The sequence below is a fragment of the Burkholderia sp. AU16482 genome (assembly GCF_002223285.1).
GTDB lineage: Bacteria > Pseudomonadota > Gammaproteobacteria > Burkholderiales > Burkholderiaceae > Burkholderia > Burkholderia semiarida.
Genome location: NZ_NKEY01000003.1, coordinates 1,522,374 through 1,537,936 on the forward strand (window position 1 = coordinate 1,522,374; position 15,563 = coordinate 1,537,936).

Consider the following 15,563-nt stretch of genomic DNA (forward strand, 5'->3'; position numbering starts at 1 on the left):
ATGTCCCACGATTCCGACGACAAAACCTACCCGTACCAGAAGGACGACGCCGAGCTGCGCCGCCGGCTCACGCCGATGCAGTACGAGGTCACGCAGCACGCGGCGACCGAGCGCGCGTTCACCGGCGAATACACCGACACCGAGGATGCCGGCATCTACAAGTGCGTCGTCTGCAGCACGCCGCTGTTCGAATCCGGCGCCAAGTTCCACTCGGGCTGCGGCTGGCCCAGCTACTTCAAGCCGCTCAACGGCGAGGTGATCGACGAGAAGGTCGACTACTCGCACGGGATGGTGCGCGTCGAGGTGCGCTGCAACCACTGCGGCGCGCATCTGGGCCACGTCTTCGAGGACGGCCCGCGCGACAAGACCGGTTTGCGGTACTGCATCAATTCGGCTGCGTTAAACTTCGAGTCCCGACCCGAAAACGAATGAGCGGCGCCGGGCGGATCTGCCGGGCGGCCAGCCTCGAGCCGGACCGCCCCGATCCGCGACGGCGATGCCTGGCGGGTCCCTACAACGGTGACGGGCCGCACGAGCGGCCCGTCACGCAGCTGCGAGCGCCATGAAATTCCTGTTCGATCTGTTTCCGATCATCCTGTTTTTTGTCGCCTTCAAGGTCTGGGGCATCTTTACCGCCACCGCCGTCGCGATCGTCGCGACGCTGGCCCAGGTCGCGTGGGTCGCCTTCCGGCACCGGAAGGTCGACACGATGCTGTGGGTCAGCCTGGGCGTGATCGTCGTGTTCGGTGGCGCCACCCTCGTCCTGCATGACGAGAAATTCATTCAATGGAAACCGACCGTGCTGTACTGGCTGTTTGCGATCGGGCTGCTCGCCGCGCGTTATGCGTTCAGCAAGAACCTGATCGAGAAGATGATGGGCAAGCAGCTCACGCTGCCGTCCCCCGTGTGGGACAAGCTGAACGTCGCGTGGGCGCTGTTCTTCGCGGTGCTCGGCGTCGCGAACCTGTACGTGGTGCACAACTTCACCGAATCGCAATGGGTGAACTTCAAGCTGTTCGGTACGACGGGCGCGATGGTCGTATTCATCATCCTGCAGAGCCTGTGGCTCACGAAGTACCTGAAGGACGAATGACATGAGCGACGCCTTTCTCCACGCCTCCGCCGACGAACGCATCGCGCTGATCGAAGCGCGCCTCACCGCGTCGCTCGCGCCGCTGTCGCTCACCGTGCGCGACGACAGCGCGCAGCACGCAGGCCACGCGGGCGCGGCCGCCGGCGGCCATTTCACGGTCACGATCGTATCGTCCGCGTTCGCGGGCAAGCCGCGCGTCGCTCGGCACCGGCTGGTGTATGATGCGCTCGCTGATGCGATGCAGCGCGGCATTCACGCGCTCGCGATCGTGGCTTACACGCCCGAAGAATTCAACGAATCTTCAATCTAGTCTCATTAGGAATTCCCGATGATCCTGAAATCCCCCCGCCTGTGGGTCGCGGCGGCTGCGTTTGCAGCGGCGCCGGCATTCGCCCAGAACATCGCCGTCGTCAACGGCACGCCGATTCCGAAATCGCGCGCCGACGCGATGGTCGCGCAGCTCGTCCAGCAAGGCCAGACCGACGGCCCGCAACTGCAGCAGGCCGTGCGCCAGGAACTCGTGAACCGCGAAATCCTGATGCAGGAAGCGATCCGCGAAGGCATCCCGAATCGTCCGGACGTGAAGGCGCAAGTCGCCGTCGCGCAGCAGACCGTCGTGCTGCGCTCGATGATCGAGAGCTTCCTGAAGAAGAACCAGCCGACCGACGCCGAAGTGAAGGCGCGCTACGACGAACTCGTCAAGGGCGTGGGCGGCAACCGCGAGTATCACCTGCACCACATCCTCGTCGAGAGCGAACAGCAGGCGAAGGACCTGATCGCGAAGATCAAGGGCGGCGCGAAATTCGAGGATCTCGCGAAGCAATACTCGAAGGATCCGGGCTCGGGCAAGAACGGCGGCGATCTCGACTGGTCCGACCCGAAGGCGTACGTACCGGAATTCGCGGCGGCCGCGCAGAAGCTGCAGAAAGGCCAGATGACCGACGCGCCGGTGAAGACGCAGTTCGGCTGGCACATCATCCGCGTCGACGACATCCGCGACATCGCCCCGCCGCCGTTCGACCAGGTGAAGGCGCAGATCGCGCAGCAGCTCGTGCAGCAGAAGCTGCAGGCGTTCGAGGAAGGTCTGCGCCAGCAGGCGAAGATTCAGTAACGCCGGCGCGCGTCATACGCGCATCGCAAAGCCGCTCTTCGGAGCGGCTTTTTCTTTTGGCGCGCGCGAACATGTGTCTCGCGATGCGGCGACGCGCGGCCGACGTGCAATAAAAAACCGCTCCGAAGAGCGGCTTTGCCATGCCAGGTGTGACCGCACACCGCGTTCGCTACGCGGCGGGATAGAACACGTCGTGGTAACGCACATTACCTGACGGCACCGGTGCCGATTCGTCGAACGACAGCGCAAGGAAATACTCGGCCGGCACGCCCGGAAACACGATGCCGCCGTGCGGTTCGAACCCGAAACGCGCGTAATACGCCGGCTCGCCGAGCACGACGCAGCCACGCGCGCCGAGCCGCCGCAACGCGTCGAGCCCCGTGCGCACGAGCCCCGCGCCGATGCTTTGCCGCTGGCATTCGGGCCGCACCGCGAGCGGCGCGAGCCCGTACCACTGCTGGCTGCCGGCCGGCTCGCCGCCGATCGCGACCGGCGAGAACGCGACGTGCCCGACGATACGCCCGTCGCGCTCCGCGACGAGCGACACGCTCAGCGCACCGTCGGCGCGCAGCGTGTCGACGATGCGCTGCTCGAACTGCCCGCCCTGCGGCTCGCCCGCGAACGCCGCGCGGATCACGCGGCCGATCGCGTCGGCCTCGCTCGCACGCGCGTCACGCAGCGTGACGACCTCGACCGGCGCGTTCGGGTCGAACATCATCCCCGAATCAGCCGATCCAGCGGCGTACGTTGCGGAACACACGCATCCACGGGCTCGCCTCACCCCAGCCTTCCGGGTGCCAGCTCATCGTGACCGTGCGATGGACGCGCTCCATGTGCGGCATCAGCACCGAGAAGCGGCCGTCGGCCGTCGTGACCGACGTGATGCCGGCGGGCGAGCCGTTCGGGTTGAACGGATAGCGCTCGGTCGCTTCGCCGCGGTGGTCGACGTAACGCATCGCGACCGCGACGCGCTCGATGTCGCCCTGCTGCGAGAAGTCCGCATAGCCTTCGCCGTGCGCGACCGCGACCGGAATCCGCGAGCCTTCCATCCCCGCGAAGAAGATCGACGGCGACTTCTCCACTTCGACGAACGAGAAGCGTGCCTCGAACTGCTCGGACTTGTTGCGCGTGAACTTCGGCCACGCCTCCGCGCCCGGGATCATCGACGCGATGCTCGACAGCATCTGGCAACCGTTGCAGATGCCGAGTGCGAACGTATCGGGACGCGCGAAGAACGCCGAGAACATGTCGGCGAGGTTCGCGTTGAACCGGATCGTCTTCGCCCAGCCTTCGCCGGCGCCCAGCACATCGCCATACGAGAAGCCGCCGCACGCGACCGCGCCCGCGAAATCGGCCAGCGTCGCGCGGCCCGCGAGCAGGTCGCTCATGTGCACGTCGTGCGCATCGAAGCCTGCGCGGTCGAACGCGTACGCCGTTTCCAGATGCGAGTTCACGCCCTGCTCGCGCAGGATCGCGACGCGCGGCCGAGCGCCCGTCGCGATGAACGGCGCGGCGATGTCGTCGGCCGGATCGAACGTCAGCACCGGCGAGATGCCCGGATCGGCCGCGTCGAGCAGCGCGTCGTATTCGGCATCCGCGCAGGCCGGGTTGTCGCGCAGGCGTGCGATGCGCCAGCTTACTTCGCTCCATGCGCGATGGAGTTCGGTACGCGGCGCGTCGAAGATCTTCTTCGCATCGCGGTACACCTCGATCACGTCGCGATCGTTGACCGAGCCGATCACGTGCGAGCACGTCGACAGGCCGAACTCGCGCAGCGCGCCGAGCACCGCGTCGCGGTCGGACGCGCGCACCTGCACGACGGCGCCGAGTTCTTCGGAGAACAGCGCGCGCAGCGTGCGGTCGTCGCGACGGCCGCTCGTCTGCTTCGCCCAGTCCTTCGCGTCGCCGTAGTCGGATTCGTGGTTCGGGTCGAGCGTCAGCATGTCGACGTTCAGCGACACGCCCGCGTGGCCCGCGAACGCCATTTCGCACACGGTCGCCCACAGGCCGCCGTCCGAGCGATCGTGGTACGCGAGCAGCAAATCTCGCGCATTGAGCGACTGGATCGCGTTGAAGAAGCGCTTCAGGTCTTCCGCGTCGTCGACGTCCGGCGTCGTGTCGCCAACCTGCTGCGTGACCTGCGCGAAGATGCTGCCGCCCATCCGGTTCTTGCCGCGGCCGAGGTCGATCGCGATCAGCACGCTGTCGCCCGCATCCGCCACGCGGCGCAGTTGCGGCGTGAGATGGCGGCGCACGTCCTCGACCGGCGCGAACGCGGAGATGATCAGCGACACCGGCGACACCACTTCCTTCGCGACGCCCTGCTCGTCCCACTTCGTCTTCATCGACAGCGAGTCCTTGCCGACCGGGATGCCGATCCCGAGTGCCGGGCACAGCTCCATGCCGATCGCCTTGACCGTGTCGAACAGCGCGGCGTCTTCGCCGGCCGTGCCGCACGCGGCCATCCAGTTCGCCGACAGCTTCAGCTTGTCGAGCGACGCGATCGGCGCGCTCGCGATGTTCGTGATCGCTTCGCCGACGGCCATGCGGCCCGATGCCGGCGCATCGATGACCGCGAGCGGCGTACGCTCGGCCATCGTCATCGCCTCGCCCTTGAAGCCGGCGTAGTCGAGCGCGGTGATCGCGCAGTCGGCCACCGGCACCTGCCACGGGCCGACCATCTGGTCGCGCACCGACGTCCCGCCGACCGAACGGTCGCCGATCGTGATCAGGAACGACTTGCTGCCGACCGTCGGGTGCTTCAGCACGTCGAGTGCGACTTCCGACAGCGCGATGCCCGTCACGTCGACCGGCGCGCGCTCGGTCTTCACGCGCACGACGTCGCGGTGCATGCGCGGCGGCTTGCCGAGCAGCACTTCCATCGGCATGTCGACCGGGTATTCGCCGGCGCCCGTCGCTTCGTCGTCGACGAGCTTCAGCTGGCGCTCGTCGGTCGCGACACCGACCACCGCGAACGGGCAACGCTCGCGCGCGCAGATCGCCTCGAAGCGCGGCAGGTCGGCCGGCGCGATCGCCAGCACGTAGCGCTCCTGCGCCTCGTTCGACCAGATTTCGCGCGGCGACAGGCCCGATTCCTCGAGCGCGACCTTGCGCAGCTCGAAGCGCGCGCCCTTGCCCGCGCCGTCGACGATTTCGGGGAACGCGTTCGACAGGCCGCCCGCGCCGACGTCGTGGATGCTCAGGATCGGGTTTTCCGCGCCGAGCTGCCAGCAGCCGTTGATCACTTCCTGCGCGCGACGCTCGATTTCCGGGTTGCCGCGCTGCACCGAGTCGAAGTCGAGCTCGGCCGTGTTCGCGCCGGTCGCCATCGAGCTCGCGGCGCCGCCGCCCATGCCGATCCGCATGCCGGGGCCGCCGATCTGGATCAGCAGCGAGCCCGCCGGCACGTCGTGCTTGTGCGTGTGCTGATCCGCGATGTTGCCGAGGCCGCCCGCGATCATGATCGGCTTGTGATAGCCGTGCACCGTGCCGCCGACGTTCTGTTCGTACACGCGGAAGTAGCCGCCGAGGTTCGGGCGGCCGAATTCGTTGTTGAACGCGGCGCCGCCGAGCGGGCCGTCGATCATGATCTGCAGCGGCGACGCGATGCGGTCCGGACGGCCGTACGGGCCGTGCGCTTCGTTCGGGTTGCGCTCGGCCATCGGCTGCGCGGCGTCGCGATCGTTTTCCCACGACCGGCGGGCGTCCGGCAGGTCGAGGTTCGACACGGTGAAGCCCGTGAGGCCGGCCTTCGGACGCGCGCCGCGGCCCGTCGCGCCTTCGTCGCGGATCTCGCCGCCCGCGCCGGTCGCCGCCCCCGGGAACGGCGAGATCGCCGTCGGGTGGTTGTGCGTCTCGACCTTCATCAGCGTGTGCGTGAGTTCGGTGTGGCGGCCATAACGTTCACCCGGCTCGCCCGCGGCACCCGACTTGCGCGGAAACCAGCGCTCGGCTTCGGCGCCGACCATGATCGACGAATTGTCCGAATACGCGACGATCGTGCCCTGCGGGCTCAGCTTCTCGGTGTTGCGGATCATCGCGAACAGCGACATGTCCTGCGCTTGCCCGTCGATCGTCCACTGTGCGTTGAAGATCTTGTGGCGGCAGTGTTCGCTGTTCGCCTGCGCGAACATCATCAGCTCGACGTCGGTCGGATTGCGTTCGAGCTTGCGGAACGCGTCGACCAGGTAGTCGATCTCGTCGTCGGCGAGCGCGAGGCCCAGCTCGACGTTCGCCTGCTCGAGCGCGGCGCGGCCGACACCCAGCACGTCGACGGTCGACAGCGGCTTGGCCGGCAGCTCGTCGAACAGATGCTTCGCGTCGTCGCGGGCCGCGACCACGCTTTCGGTCATCCGGTCGTGCAGCGCGGCCGCGACGGCCGCACGGGCGTCGTCCGACAGCGCCTTCTTGCCGCCGAGCAGGCCCGACTTCAGCGTGACCGTGAATTCGACGCCACGCTCGATGCGGCGCACGTGCGTGAGGCCGCAGTGCTGCGCGATGTCGGTCGCCTTGCTCGCCCACGGCGAGACCGTGCCGAAGCGCGGCAGCACGACGAAGGTCTCGGTCGCGCCCTTCTCGCCCGCCGGCTGGAACGGCTCGCCGTAGTGCATCAGCGCGTCGATGCGCGCGCTGTCGTCGGCCGACAGCGGCTCGGCCGCATTGACGAAGTGCAGGAACTGGCCGCGCACCGCGACGATGTTGGCGTCGATTTGCCTGAGCGTGTCGAGCAGACGGGTTTGACGGAAATCGGAGAGGGCCGAAGCGCCGGGAAAACACGAGAAGTGAGCCATGGGCTGGACTGACGTCGAAGAGTCGCGCGAGGTGGCGACGTGGGGCGAAAGGAAGGCCGTAATTATACCCGGAAGTCGGGCGTCCCAGACCGGCCGATCGGTGCGCCTCATGCACCGCACCGGTGCCCGCGCGCGGGGCGCGCACGGCCGCCCGCCTAGCCGGCACGAGCAGCCCGTGCGCCGCGCCGTCGTGGCGCGCCCGCACGACCCATGCTCGGCCGGCGCCGGCTCGCGCACTTTTGGCGCTATCATTCCGGGTTCACCGGGCCCGGGCCCTCAGCGAATTCTCACCGGGCGGCGTGCGCGCCGCCCGTCATCGAAGCAATCCATGGATGTGATCGTCATCGGCGGCGGGATCAGCGGCGTCGCCACCGCCTACCAGCTGCGCGCGGCCGGCCATCGCGTGTGCGTGGTCGAACGCCACGCGACCGTCGCGCAAGGCGCGACCTACGGCGACGGCGGCGCGCTGCTGCCGAGCCCCCTCGACGTCTGGTTCGGCCCGACTTTCATGCGCCAGCGCCAGCCGCGCGACAGCGGCATCGTCTACAAACCAGGCTTGAACGGCGGCGTGCGCCGCTTCGTCAAGCAGCTCGGCGCGCTGCGCGAGCCCGACGCGTTCGCCGCGCAGTACGCGCGGCTGCGCCCGCTGATCGACGTGTCGCGCGACACGCTCGCCGATATCGAGGCGCGCCTGGAACTCGAATTCGAGCAGAAGCCGGGCATCCTGCACGTCGTGCGCGATCCGCGCGACTGGGACGCGCTGCAACCCGCGCTCGACCTGCTGCGCACGCTCGATCAGCCGTACCGCACGCTCACCGCCGACGAATGCACGGCGCTGGAACCGTCGGTGCCGGCCGAACCCGGCTTTGCGGGCGGCGTGCTGCTCGAAACCGAGCGCACCGGCAACTGCCCGCTGTTCGCGAAACTGGTCAAGCAGACGCTCGACGAGCACGGCGTGCAGTTCCGCTTCGGCGCGGACGTCGCCGCGATTCGCGTCGACAACGGCCGCGCCGCGGTCGAACTCGTGCCGCCGGGCAATGGAAACCCGGCGAAGGCGCGCGAGGTCGACGTGATGTCCGCCGACGCGATCGTGGTCGCGGCCGGCGCCGGCAGCCTTGCGCTGCTCGAACGGCTCGGCTGGCGCCTGCCGCTGCATCCGGTGCGCACCCATACGCTCACCGCGCCGGTTGCATACGAAGAGCATGCGCCACACCTGAGCGTCGTCGATTCGATCAAGCGGATCTCGATCACGCGCACCCACCAGCGGCTGCGCATCGGCGGCGGCGCCGTGCTGCAGAGTCTCGCCGATACCGCGAAGCCGCTCGCCGAGCCGCTGTCCGAGGCCGCGCTCGCGCTGCTCGGCCAGGCCGTCCACGATTGGGTACCCGGCGCGGCGCGGATTTCGGCCGCGCTGTCGTGGCAAGGCATGCAACTGCTGTCGCCGGACGGCCTGCCCGTCGTGGGTCCGACCCCGCATCCACGCGTGTTCGTCAATTTCGGCCATGGCCCGGCCGGCTGGGGGCTCGCGTGCGGCTCTGCTAAAGTGGTGGCCGACTATCTGGGCGGCAACGTCCAGCACTGGCCCGCCGACACGCTCGCCGCGCTGAGCGCCGGCCGCTTCACGACCTGACCGCCGCGGGCCGTCCCGTGGCGGCATCCTTGCCAGCCGCCACGATCCCGCGATGACCGTTACCCACCCGCTTCCCGATTCCGATCCGATCGCGCTGCTGCGCGTCGCCGACCTGCGCGCGGCCGAAGCCGACGCCACCGCCGCGCTGCCGCCGCACACGCTGATGGGTCGCGCCGGCGCCGCCGCCGCACACTGGCTGTCCGAGCGCATGGCCGGCGACGAACGCCCCGTCTGGTTCGCGGTCGGCCCCGGCAACAACGGCGGCGACGCACTGGTGGCCGCCGCGCAGCTCCAGCAGCTCGGCGTCGCGACGCATGCGTGGATGCCGGTGCCGGTCAAGCCGGACGACGCGCAATGGGCGCTCGGTCTCGCGCGCTCGGCCGGCGTGCCGTTGTCGGCCACCCCGCCCGCGTCGCTGGATGGCTACGCGTGGGTCGTCGACGGGCTGTTCGGCATCGGTCTCGGCCGCGCGCTCGACGGCGCGTTCGCCGAGCAGGCCGCGCGCATCGCCGCCCATGCGCGCGGCGGCGGCCGCGTGCTCGCGCTCGACGTGCCGAGCGGGCTCGACAGCGACACGGGCCGGATCGTCGGCGCGGGCGTCGCCGTCGCGGCCACCCACACGCTCACCTTCATCGGCGCGAAGCCCGGCCTCTACACGGGCGACGGCCGCGACCTCGCCGGTGAAATCCACGTCGCGTCGCTCGACGTCGCGCCGCCCGCCGCGCCGGCCATCGTGCTGAACGCAGCCGCGCGGTTCGCCGCGGCGCTGCCCGTGCGCGCGTTCGCATCCCACAAGGGCACGTACGGCAGCCTCGCGGTGCTCGGCGGCGACACAGGCATGTGCGGCGCGCCGATCCTCGCCGCCCGCGCCGCGCTGTTCGCCGGCGCCGGCAAGGTGCACGTCGGCTTCCTTGGCGCGGGTGCGCCGCCGTACGATCCGCCCTTTCCCGAACTGATGCTGCATCCGGCCGACACCCTCGACCTCGGCGCGATGACCGCGATCGCGGCCGGTTGCGGGCTCGGCACGCGCGAGGCCGCGGCGACGCTCGTGCGCGACGTGCTCGCGTACGACACCGCGACGCTGCTCGATGCCGACGCACTGAATCTCGTCGCGACGCACGCGGACCTCGCGGCCGCGGTCGCCACGCGCGGCGCGCGTGGCAATCCATGCGTGCTGACGCCGCATCCGCTCGAAGCCGCACGCCTGCTCGGCAGCGACACCGCCGCCGTGCAACGCGATCGCGTCGCGGCCGCACAGGCGCTCGCCGCCCGTTACGCGGCCATCGTCGTGCTGAAAGGCTCGGGTACGGTGATTGCGGCGCCCGACGGCCGCGTGACGATCAATCCGACCGGCAACGCGGCGCTCGCCACCGGCGGCACCGGCGACGTACTCGGCGGCCTGATCGGCGCGCTGCTCGCGCAGCGGGTCGCGCCGTACGAGGCCGCGCTGGCCGGCGTCTACCTGCACGGCCTCGCGGCCGACACGCTGACCGCGAACGGCACCGGCCCGGCCGGGCTGACCGCGGGCGAGCTCGCGCCGATGGTGCGCACGCTGATCAATCGCCTTTTTTATCCGTCGCCGCGCGCCGACACGTAACGCCGCTATACTGACTGCCCCGCCGCACGGCGGGCCTTCTCGTCCGCCGGCTTTCCGATCCCGATGAGCCGGCGCGGCATTCCTCCCGATTCACGCTTCACTCGAACCGCCATGACGCTGAAATCGCTCCCCGCCTGGACTGCCCTTCAATCCCACTTCGAACAGATCCGCCACGCGCGGCTGCGCGACTGGTTCGCGCCGGAAAACGACCGCGCGCCCACCCGCGCCGAGCGCTTCACGATTGCCGGCGGCGGTCTCGCGGCCGATTTCTCGAAGAACCGTATCGACGACGAAACGGTACGCCTGCTCGTGCAGCTCGCGCGCGACGCGGGCGTCGAAGCGCGCCGCGACGCGATGTTCGCGGGCGAGATCGTCAACCCGACCGAAGGCCGCGCCGCACTGCACACCGCGCTGCGCGCGACCGACCCGCAGGCGCCGTTTCACGCGCAGGTGAGCGCCGAGCGCGCGAAGATGGCGACGTTCGCGCGCGCCGTGCGCGGCGGCACGTGGACGGGCTATACGGGCAAGCGCATTCGCCACGTGATCAATATCGGCATCGGCGGCTCCGATCTCGGGCCGAAGATGGTCGTGCATGCGCTGCACCACGTCGCGACGCCCGAGATCTCGACCCACTTCGTGTCGAACGTCGACGGCGCCGATCTCGCGCGCGTGCTCGAACAGGTCGATCCCGAGGAAACGCTCGCGATCATCGTGTCGAAGACGTTTACGACGCTCGAGACGATGACCAACGCACGCTCGCTGCGCGACTGGTTCGTCGCGCGCGGCTGCCCCGAGGACGCGCTCGCGAAACACTTCGTCGGCGTGTCGGCGAACCCGGCCGAAGTCGTGAAGTTCGGCATCGCCGCGGACAACGTGTTCGAAATGTGGGACTGGGTCGGCGGCCGCTATTCGCTGTGGTCGGCGGTCGGCCTGTCGATCATGATCGCGGTCGGCCCTGAACGGTTCGACGAGCTGCTGGCCGGCGCGAACGACATGGACCGCCACTTCCGCGAAGCGCCGCTCGAGCGGAACCTGCCGGTGCTGCTCGGCCTGATCGGCATCTGGTACCGGAATTTCTTCGGCTCGCAGAGCTATCTCGTCGCGCCGTATTCGGAAGCGCTGCACTACCTGCCGTCGTACCTGCAGCAGCTCGAAATGGAGAGCAACGGCAAATCCGCGCGCCTGGACGGCACCTTCGTCGACTACCCGACGTCGGCCGTCACGTGGGGCGAGCCGGGCACCAACGGCCAGCATGCATTCTTCCAGATGCTGCACCAGGGGCCGACGATCGTGCCGATCGATTTCATCGCGGTGCTGACGCCCGAGCATCCGCTGGCGAGCCATCATCCGAAACTGCTCGCGAACTGCTTCGCGCAGAGCGAGGCGCTGATGCTCGGCCGCACGCTCGAAGAAGCGCGCAAGGTGGCCGGGCCGGGCAAGGAAGCGCTCGCGCCGCACCTGACGTTCCCCGGCAACCGCCCGACCACGACGCTGCTCGTCGATGCGCTGACGCCGCGCACGCTCGGCGCGCTGATCGCGCTTTACGAGCACAAGGTGCTCGTGCAGGCGACGGTGTGGGACATCAATCCGTTCGACCAGTGGGGCGTCGAGCTCGGCAAGATTCTCGGCAAGGTCGTCGAAGCCGACCTGTCGGCCGAATCGGTCGATCCGGCGAAGCACGACTCGTCGACCACGGCGCTGATCGAGCGCGCCCGTGCGGCGCTCAAGCGTTGAAGAAGGACTGACGCGACGGCGTCGCACCCGTGCTGGCCGCGCAATTCACCATGCGCGGCCAGCACGACATTCACGCGTCACGCGGAGCGATTGTGTGCGGCGCGACGATGCGCCCGGCGTCGATGGTGACTGTCGTCGCGCAGCGGCGCGCGAGTTCGGTATCGTGCGTGACGAGCACGAGCGTCGCGCCATGCGTGCGGTTCAGCTCGAACATCAGGTCGATGACCGCGTGGCCGGTGGCCGCGTCGAGGCTGCCGGTCGGCTCGTCGGCGAACAGGATCGCCGGGCGCGTTACGAACGCGCGGGCGAGCGCGACGCGCTGCTGTTCGCCGCCCGACAGCAGCTTCGGATAATGCGCGGTGCGTTCGCCGAGACCGACCTGCACGAGCAGCGCGCGGGCGCGGTCGGCCGCGTCGCGCGCGCTGATGCCGCCCTGCAGTTCGAGCGGCAGCATCACGTTCTCCAGCGCCGTCAGGTGCGGCATCAACTGGAACGACTGGAACACGAACCCGACCGCGCCGTTGCGCAGCGCCGCGCGTTCGTCCTCGTCGAGCGGGTCGAGCGCGCGGCCGAGCAGGCGAACCGTGCCGCTCGTCGCGCTGTCCAACCCCGCAAGCAGGCCGAGCAGCGTCGATTTGCCCGAGCCCGACGCGCCGACGATCGCGAGGCTGCTGCCCGGCTGCACGGCGAGCGTGATGCCGTCGAGGATCGTCAGCTCGCCCGTTGCATCGGCAACCCGCTTGCACACGTCATGGACTTCGATGATCGGATCGGTAATCTTGAACATGGACACGACATTTCGCTGGAAAAGACGCGCGACGGCCGCCGCGCTGCTGGGCACGTTGCTGGCCGTCACCGTACCCGCACGCGCCGCGACGGCGCCGGCATCGAGCCCGCCCGTGATCGTCGTGCTCGGCGACAGCCTGTCGGCCGAATACGGATTACCGCGCGACACTGGCTGGGTGGCGCTGCTGCGGCAACGGCTCACCACCGAGCGAATCGATTATAGCGTCGCGAACGCCAGCGTCAGCGGCGACACCACGAGCGGCGGCCGTGCGCGGCTGCCGGCGGTGCTGCAGCGGCTCAAGCCGTCGATCGTCGTCGTCGAACTCGGTTCGAACGACGCGCTGCGCGGCGTGCCGCTCGCGACGACCGAGCAGAACCTGCGCGACATCATCGCCGGCGCACGGCGTGCACAGGCGAAGGTCGTGCTGGTCGGCATGTACGTGCCGCCCAATTACGGCCCCGACTACACGCAGAAGTTCCACGCGCTCTATACGCGGCTGTCGAAGGACCTCGGCGTGCCGCTCGTGCCGTTCCTGCTGGCCGGCATCGAGAACAAGCCCGAGATGTTCCAGGCCGACCAGATGCATCCCGCGCAGCAGGCCCAGGGCATTCTGCTCGACAACGTGTGGCCGACATTGAAGCCGCTGCTCGGCAAGCCGCGCGGCTGACCGCAGCCGACGCACCGGAAAACGAAAAGCCCCGCTTCGAGCGGGGCTTTTCGATGGTTGCGGGCGAAACGACGCTCAGTTGTCGCCGTCCTGCTGCTGGCTGGCCGTCGTGCTGCCGTACAGCTTCACCTTCGAGCGATCGCGCAGCGCGGCGAGGTACGCCTCGCCTTCGCTTTGCGCGTCGACCTGGGCCATCTGCTGCTGCGCGGCCGCCAGTTGCTGCGGATCGACCGCCGAACCCGGAATGACCGCGTTCACGCGATAGATCGCATAGCCGTCCGCGCCGAGGTCGACACCGACGTAAGCCGGCAGCGTCTTCGCATCGACCTTGTAGACGGCGCTCAGCGCAGCCGGCGTCAGGCCCTGCGACTGCGTGCGCGACACCTTCTGCGCGGCCGTAAAGCCGTCCGTCGACTTCGACTTCTGCAGTTCGGCCAGCTTCGCCGCACCGTCCTTCTTCGCGAGTTCCGCGGCCTGCTCGGCGATGACCTTCTGGCGCACGACATCCTTGATCGCGTCGAGCGCGGGCACCGCGGCCGGCTTGTGCTCGGTCACGCGCGCCGAGATCAGCGTGTTGTTGCCGACGTCGATCGCCTGCGTGTTGTTCTGGTTCTTCACCGCGTCGTTCGCGAACACGGCGGCCAGGAACTTCGGATTGTTCAACGGGCTCGTCGGCGGCAGTTGCGGATTCGGCGTCGGCGTGACCGTGGCCGTCTGTATCGTCAGCTTGTACTTGTCCGCGGCCGGCTGCAGCGTCTTCGCCTTTTCATAGACGGTCGACGTGAAGCCTTCCGCGTTGTCCGAGAACGCCTTCGATGCGTACTGCTGCTTCAGGTCTACCGCGATCTGGTCCTTCACTTCCGCGAACGGCTTGACGACGGCCGGCTTCACTTCGGTCGCCTTCAGGATGTGGAAACCGAGATCCGACTGCACGATACCGCTGACGTCGCCCTGCTTCAGCGAGAACGCGGCATCGTCGAACGCCTTGCCGCCCGCGGTCGAACCGCGCGTGATGAAGCCGAGGTCGCCGCCCTTCGCCGCCGACGGCGCGTCCTGCGAGTTCTTCTGCGCGATCTGCGCGAACTGGTCCGGATGCGCCTTCACGTCGGCGAGCAGTTGCTCGGCCTTCGCCTTCGCGGCTGCCTTGTCGGCCGCGCTCGCGTTGCCCGGCGCGGCGATGAAGATGTGGCTCACGCGCACCTGCGCTTCGGTACGGAAGTGCGTCGGGTTGTCGTCGTAGAACTTCTTGATGTCCGCCTCGGTCGGCTGCGCGCTCGCGGCCGCCGCTGCCGGCGAATAGACGAGGTACTGGATCGTCGCGGTTTCCGGCGTCGCGAAGCTCTGCTTGTGCGCGTCGTAGTACGCGGCGAGCTGCGCGTCGGTCGGCTGGACCTTCGCTGCGAAGTCGCTCGTCTTCAGCACGAGCACCTGCACTTCGCGCTGTTGCGCGGCGAGTTCGGACAGGCGTTGCGCGAGGCTCTTCGGCGTGAACGCGCTCGACACGATGCTTGCGGGAATCTGCTGCAGCGCGAGGCTGTAGCGCACGCGCTCCTGGTACTGCTCGGGCGTCATCCCCTGGAACGACAGCAGTTGCGCATAGCGTTCGACGTCGATCGTGCCGTCGGGCTTCTTCAGCGACGCGATCATCGGGTCGCTCATCAGCGCGTCGCGCACGGCGTTGTCGGAGGCGGTCAGGTGCAGACGTTGCGTCTCGTCGGCCAGCACGCGTTGCTGGATCAGGCCGTCGAGCACCTGCTTGCGATGCTCGGGCGTATCGAACATCTTGATGTCGAACTGCCCGCCGAGCGCCTGGCGCGCCTGGTCGATCTGCTGGCGGAACGCGCCGTCGAATTCGACCCGCGTGATCTTGTGTCCGTTGACCGCCGCAACGTTCGCACTGTCGTCGAAGAAGCCGCGGAAGCCTTGGATCCCGACGAAACCCAGCCCCGGCAACACGATCAGGAGCAGGAGCGCCATCATCAGGCGCTGGTGATTACGGAAGAAATCGAGCATGCGTGACGGGAAAATTGGACAAAACGTCCGATATTACAACATACGGGGTGGGACGGGATAAAACGCAGGCGGCTTCCTCCACTCCGCAGTCACGCGCCCGCCAGCGGGCGCAAAACCACAACGCACAAACAACAATGCCCG

At 68.7% G+C, this 15,563-nt stretch carries 12 protein-coding genes; 8 read left to right on the top strand and 4 right to left on the bottom strand.

The window, feature by feature from the left end; all coding sequences use genetic code 11:
- The 4 genes from msrB (at nt 1) to CFB35_RS09605 (ending at nt 2,204) form a co-directional block, all read left to right on the top strand.
- The gene (gene msrB, locus CFB35_RS09590; RefSeq protein ID WP_059585191.1) at nt 1-432 is read left to right on the top strand and encodes a peptide-methionine (R)-S-oxide reductase MsrB; all 432 of its coding nucleotides are present in this window, start codon (nt 1-3) and stop codon (nt 430-432) included.
- 130 nt (nt 433-562) lie between these two features.
- On the top strand, nt 563-1,093 hold the full coding sequence (locus tag CFB35_RS09595; protein ID WP_059585190.1) for a septation protein A: 531 nt from the start codon (nt 563-565) through the stop codon (nt 1,091-1,093).
- 1 nt (nt 1,094) lies between these two features.
- Nucleotides 1,095-1,403 carry a BolA family transcriptional regulator gene (locus CFB35_RS09600; protein WP_050013273.1) on the top strand — a complete coding sequence of 103 codons (309 nt, stop codon included), beginning with the start codon at nt 1,095-1,097 and terminating at the stop codon, nt 1,401-1,403.
- 18 nt (nt 1,404-1,421) lie between these two features.
- Nucleotides 1,422-2,204 (top strand): peptidylprolyl isomerase, encoded by a 783-nt coding sequence (locus tag CFB35_RS09605; RefSeq protein ID WP_050013274.1) that lies wholly within the window; start codon nt 1,422-1,424, stop codon nt 2,202-2,204.
- 169 nt (nt 2,205-2,373) lie between these two features.
- Here the strand turns inward: CFB35_RS09605 and CFB35_RS09610 are convergent, their stop codons facing one another.
- On the bottom strand, nt 2,374-2,922 hold the full coding sequence (locus CFB35_RS09610; RefSeq protein ID WP_089464848.1) for a GNAT family N-acetyltransferase: 549 nt from the start codon (nt 2,920-2,922) through the stop codon (nt 2,374-2,376).
- Between the two features lie 7 nt (nt 2,923-2,929).
- Nucleotides 2,930-6,994 (bottom strand): phosphoribosylformylglycinamidine synthase, encoded by a 4,065-nt coding sequence (gene purL, locus CFB35_RS09615; protein ID WP_089464849.1) that lies wholly within the window; start codon nt 6,992-6,994, stop codon nt 2,930-2,932.
- A gap of 328 nt (nt 6,995-7,322) precedes the next feature.
- Here purL and CFB35_RS09620 point away from each other — a divergent pair, with 328 nt between their 5' ends.
- From CFB35_RS09620 to pgi, 3 genes are all read left to right on the top strand, one after another.
- On the top strand, nt 7,323-8,624 hold the full coding sequence (locus CFB35_RS09620) for an FAD-dependent oxidoreductase (RefSeq protein ID WP_060966230.1): 1,302 nt from the start codon (nt 7,323-7,325) through the stop codon (nt 8,622-8,624).
- Between the two features lie 52 nt (nt 8,625-8,676).
- On the top strand, nt 8,677-10,221 hold the full coding sequence (locus CFB35_RS09625; protein WP_089464850.1) for an NAD(P)H-hydrate dehydratase: 1,545 nt from the start codon (nt 8,677-8,679) through the stop codon (nt 10,219-10,221).
- A 111-nt stretch (nt 10,222-10,332) separates the two neighbouring features.
- Nucleotides 10,333-11,955: a glucose-6-phosphate isomerase gene (pgi, locus tag CFB35_RS09630; RefSeq protein WP_059585184.1), complete on the top strand. Its 1,623-nt coding sequence runs from the start codon at nt 10,333-10,335 to the stop codon at nt 11,953-11,955.
- A gap of 70 nt (nt 11,956-12,025) precedes the next feature.
- On the opposite strand, the gene CFB35_RS09635 is transcribed toward pgi, so the two are convergent.
- The gene (locus CFB35_RS09635; protein WP_059645536.1) at nt 12,026-12,742 is read right to left on the bottom strand and encodes an ABC transporter ATP-binding protein; all 717 of its coding nucleotides are present in this window, start codon (nt 12,740-12,742) and stop codon (nt 12,026-12,028) included.
- On the opposite strand from CFB35_RS09635, the gene CFB35_RS09640 reads away from it, so the two are divergent.
- Entirely contained in the window at nt 12,741-13,409 is a 669-nt protein-coding gene (locus CFB35_RS09640; RefSeq protein WP_059585182.1) for an arylesterase, read from the top strand. The genes CFB35_RS09635 and CFB35_RS09640 overlap by 2 nt on opposite strands.
- A gap of 75 nt (nt 13,410-13,484) precedes the next feature.
- Here the strand turns inward: CFB35_RS09640 and CFB35_RS09645 are convergent, their stop codons facing one another.
- Entirely contained in the window at nt 13,485-15,422 is a 1,938-nt protein-coding gene (locus CFB35_RS09645) for a SurA N-terminal domain-containing protein (RefSeq protein WP_089464851.1), read from the bottom strand.
- Nucleotides 15,423-15,563: the final 141 nt, after the last annotated feature.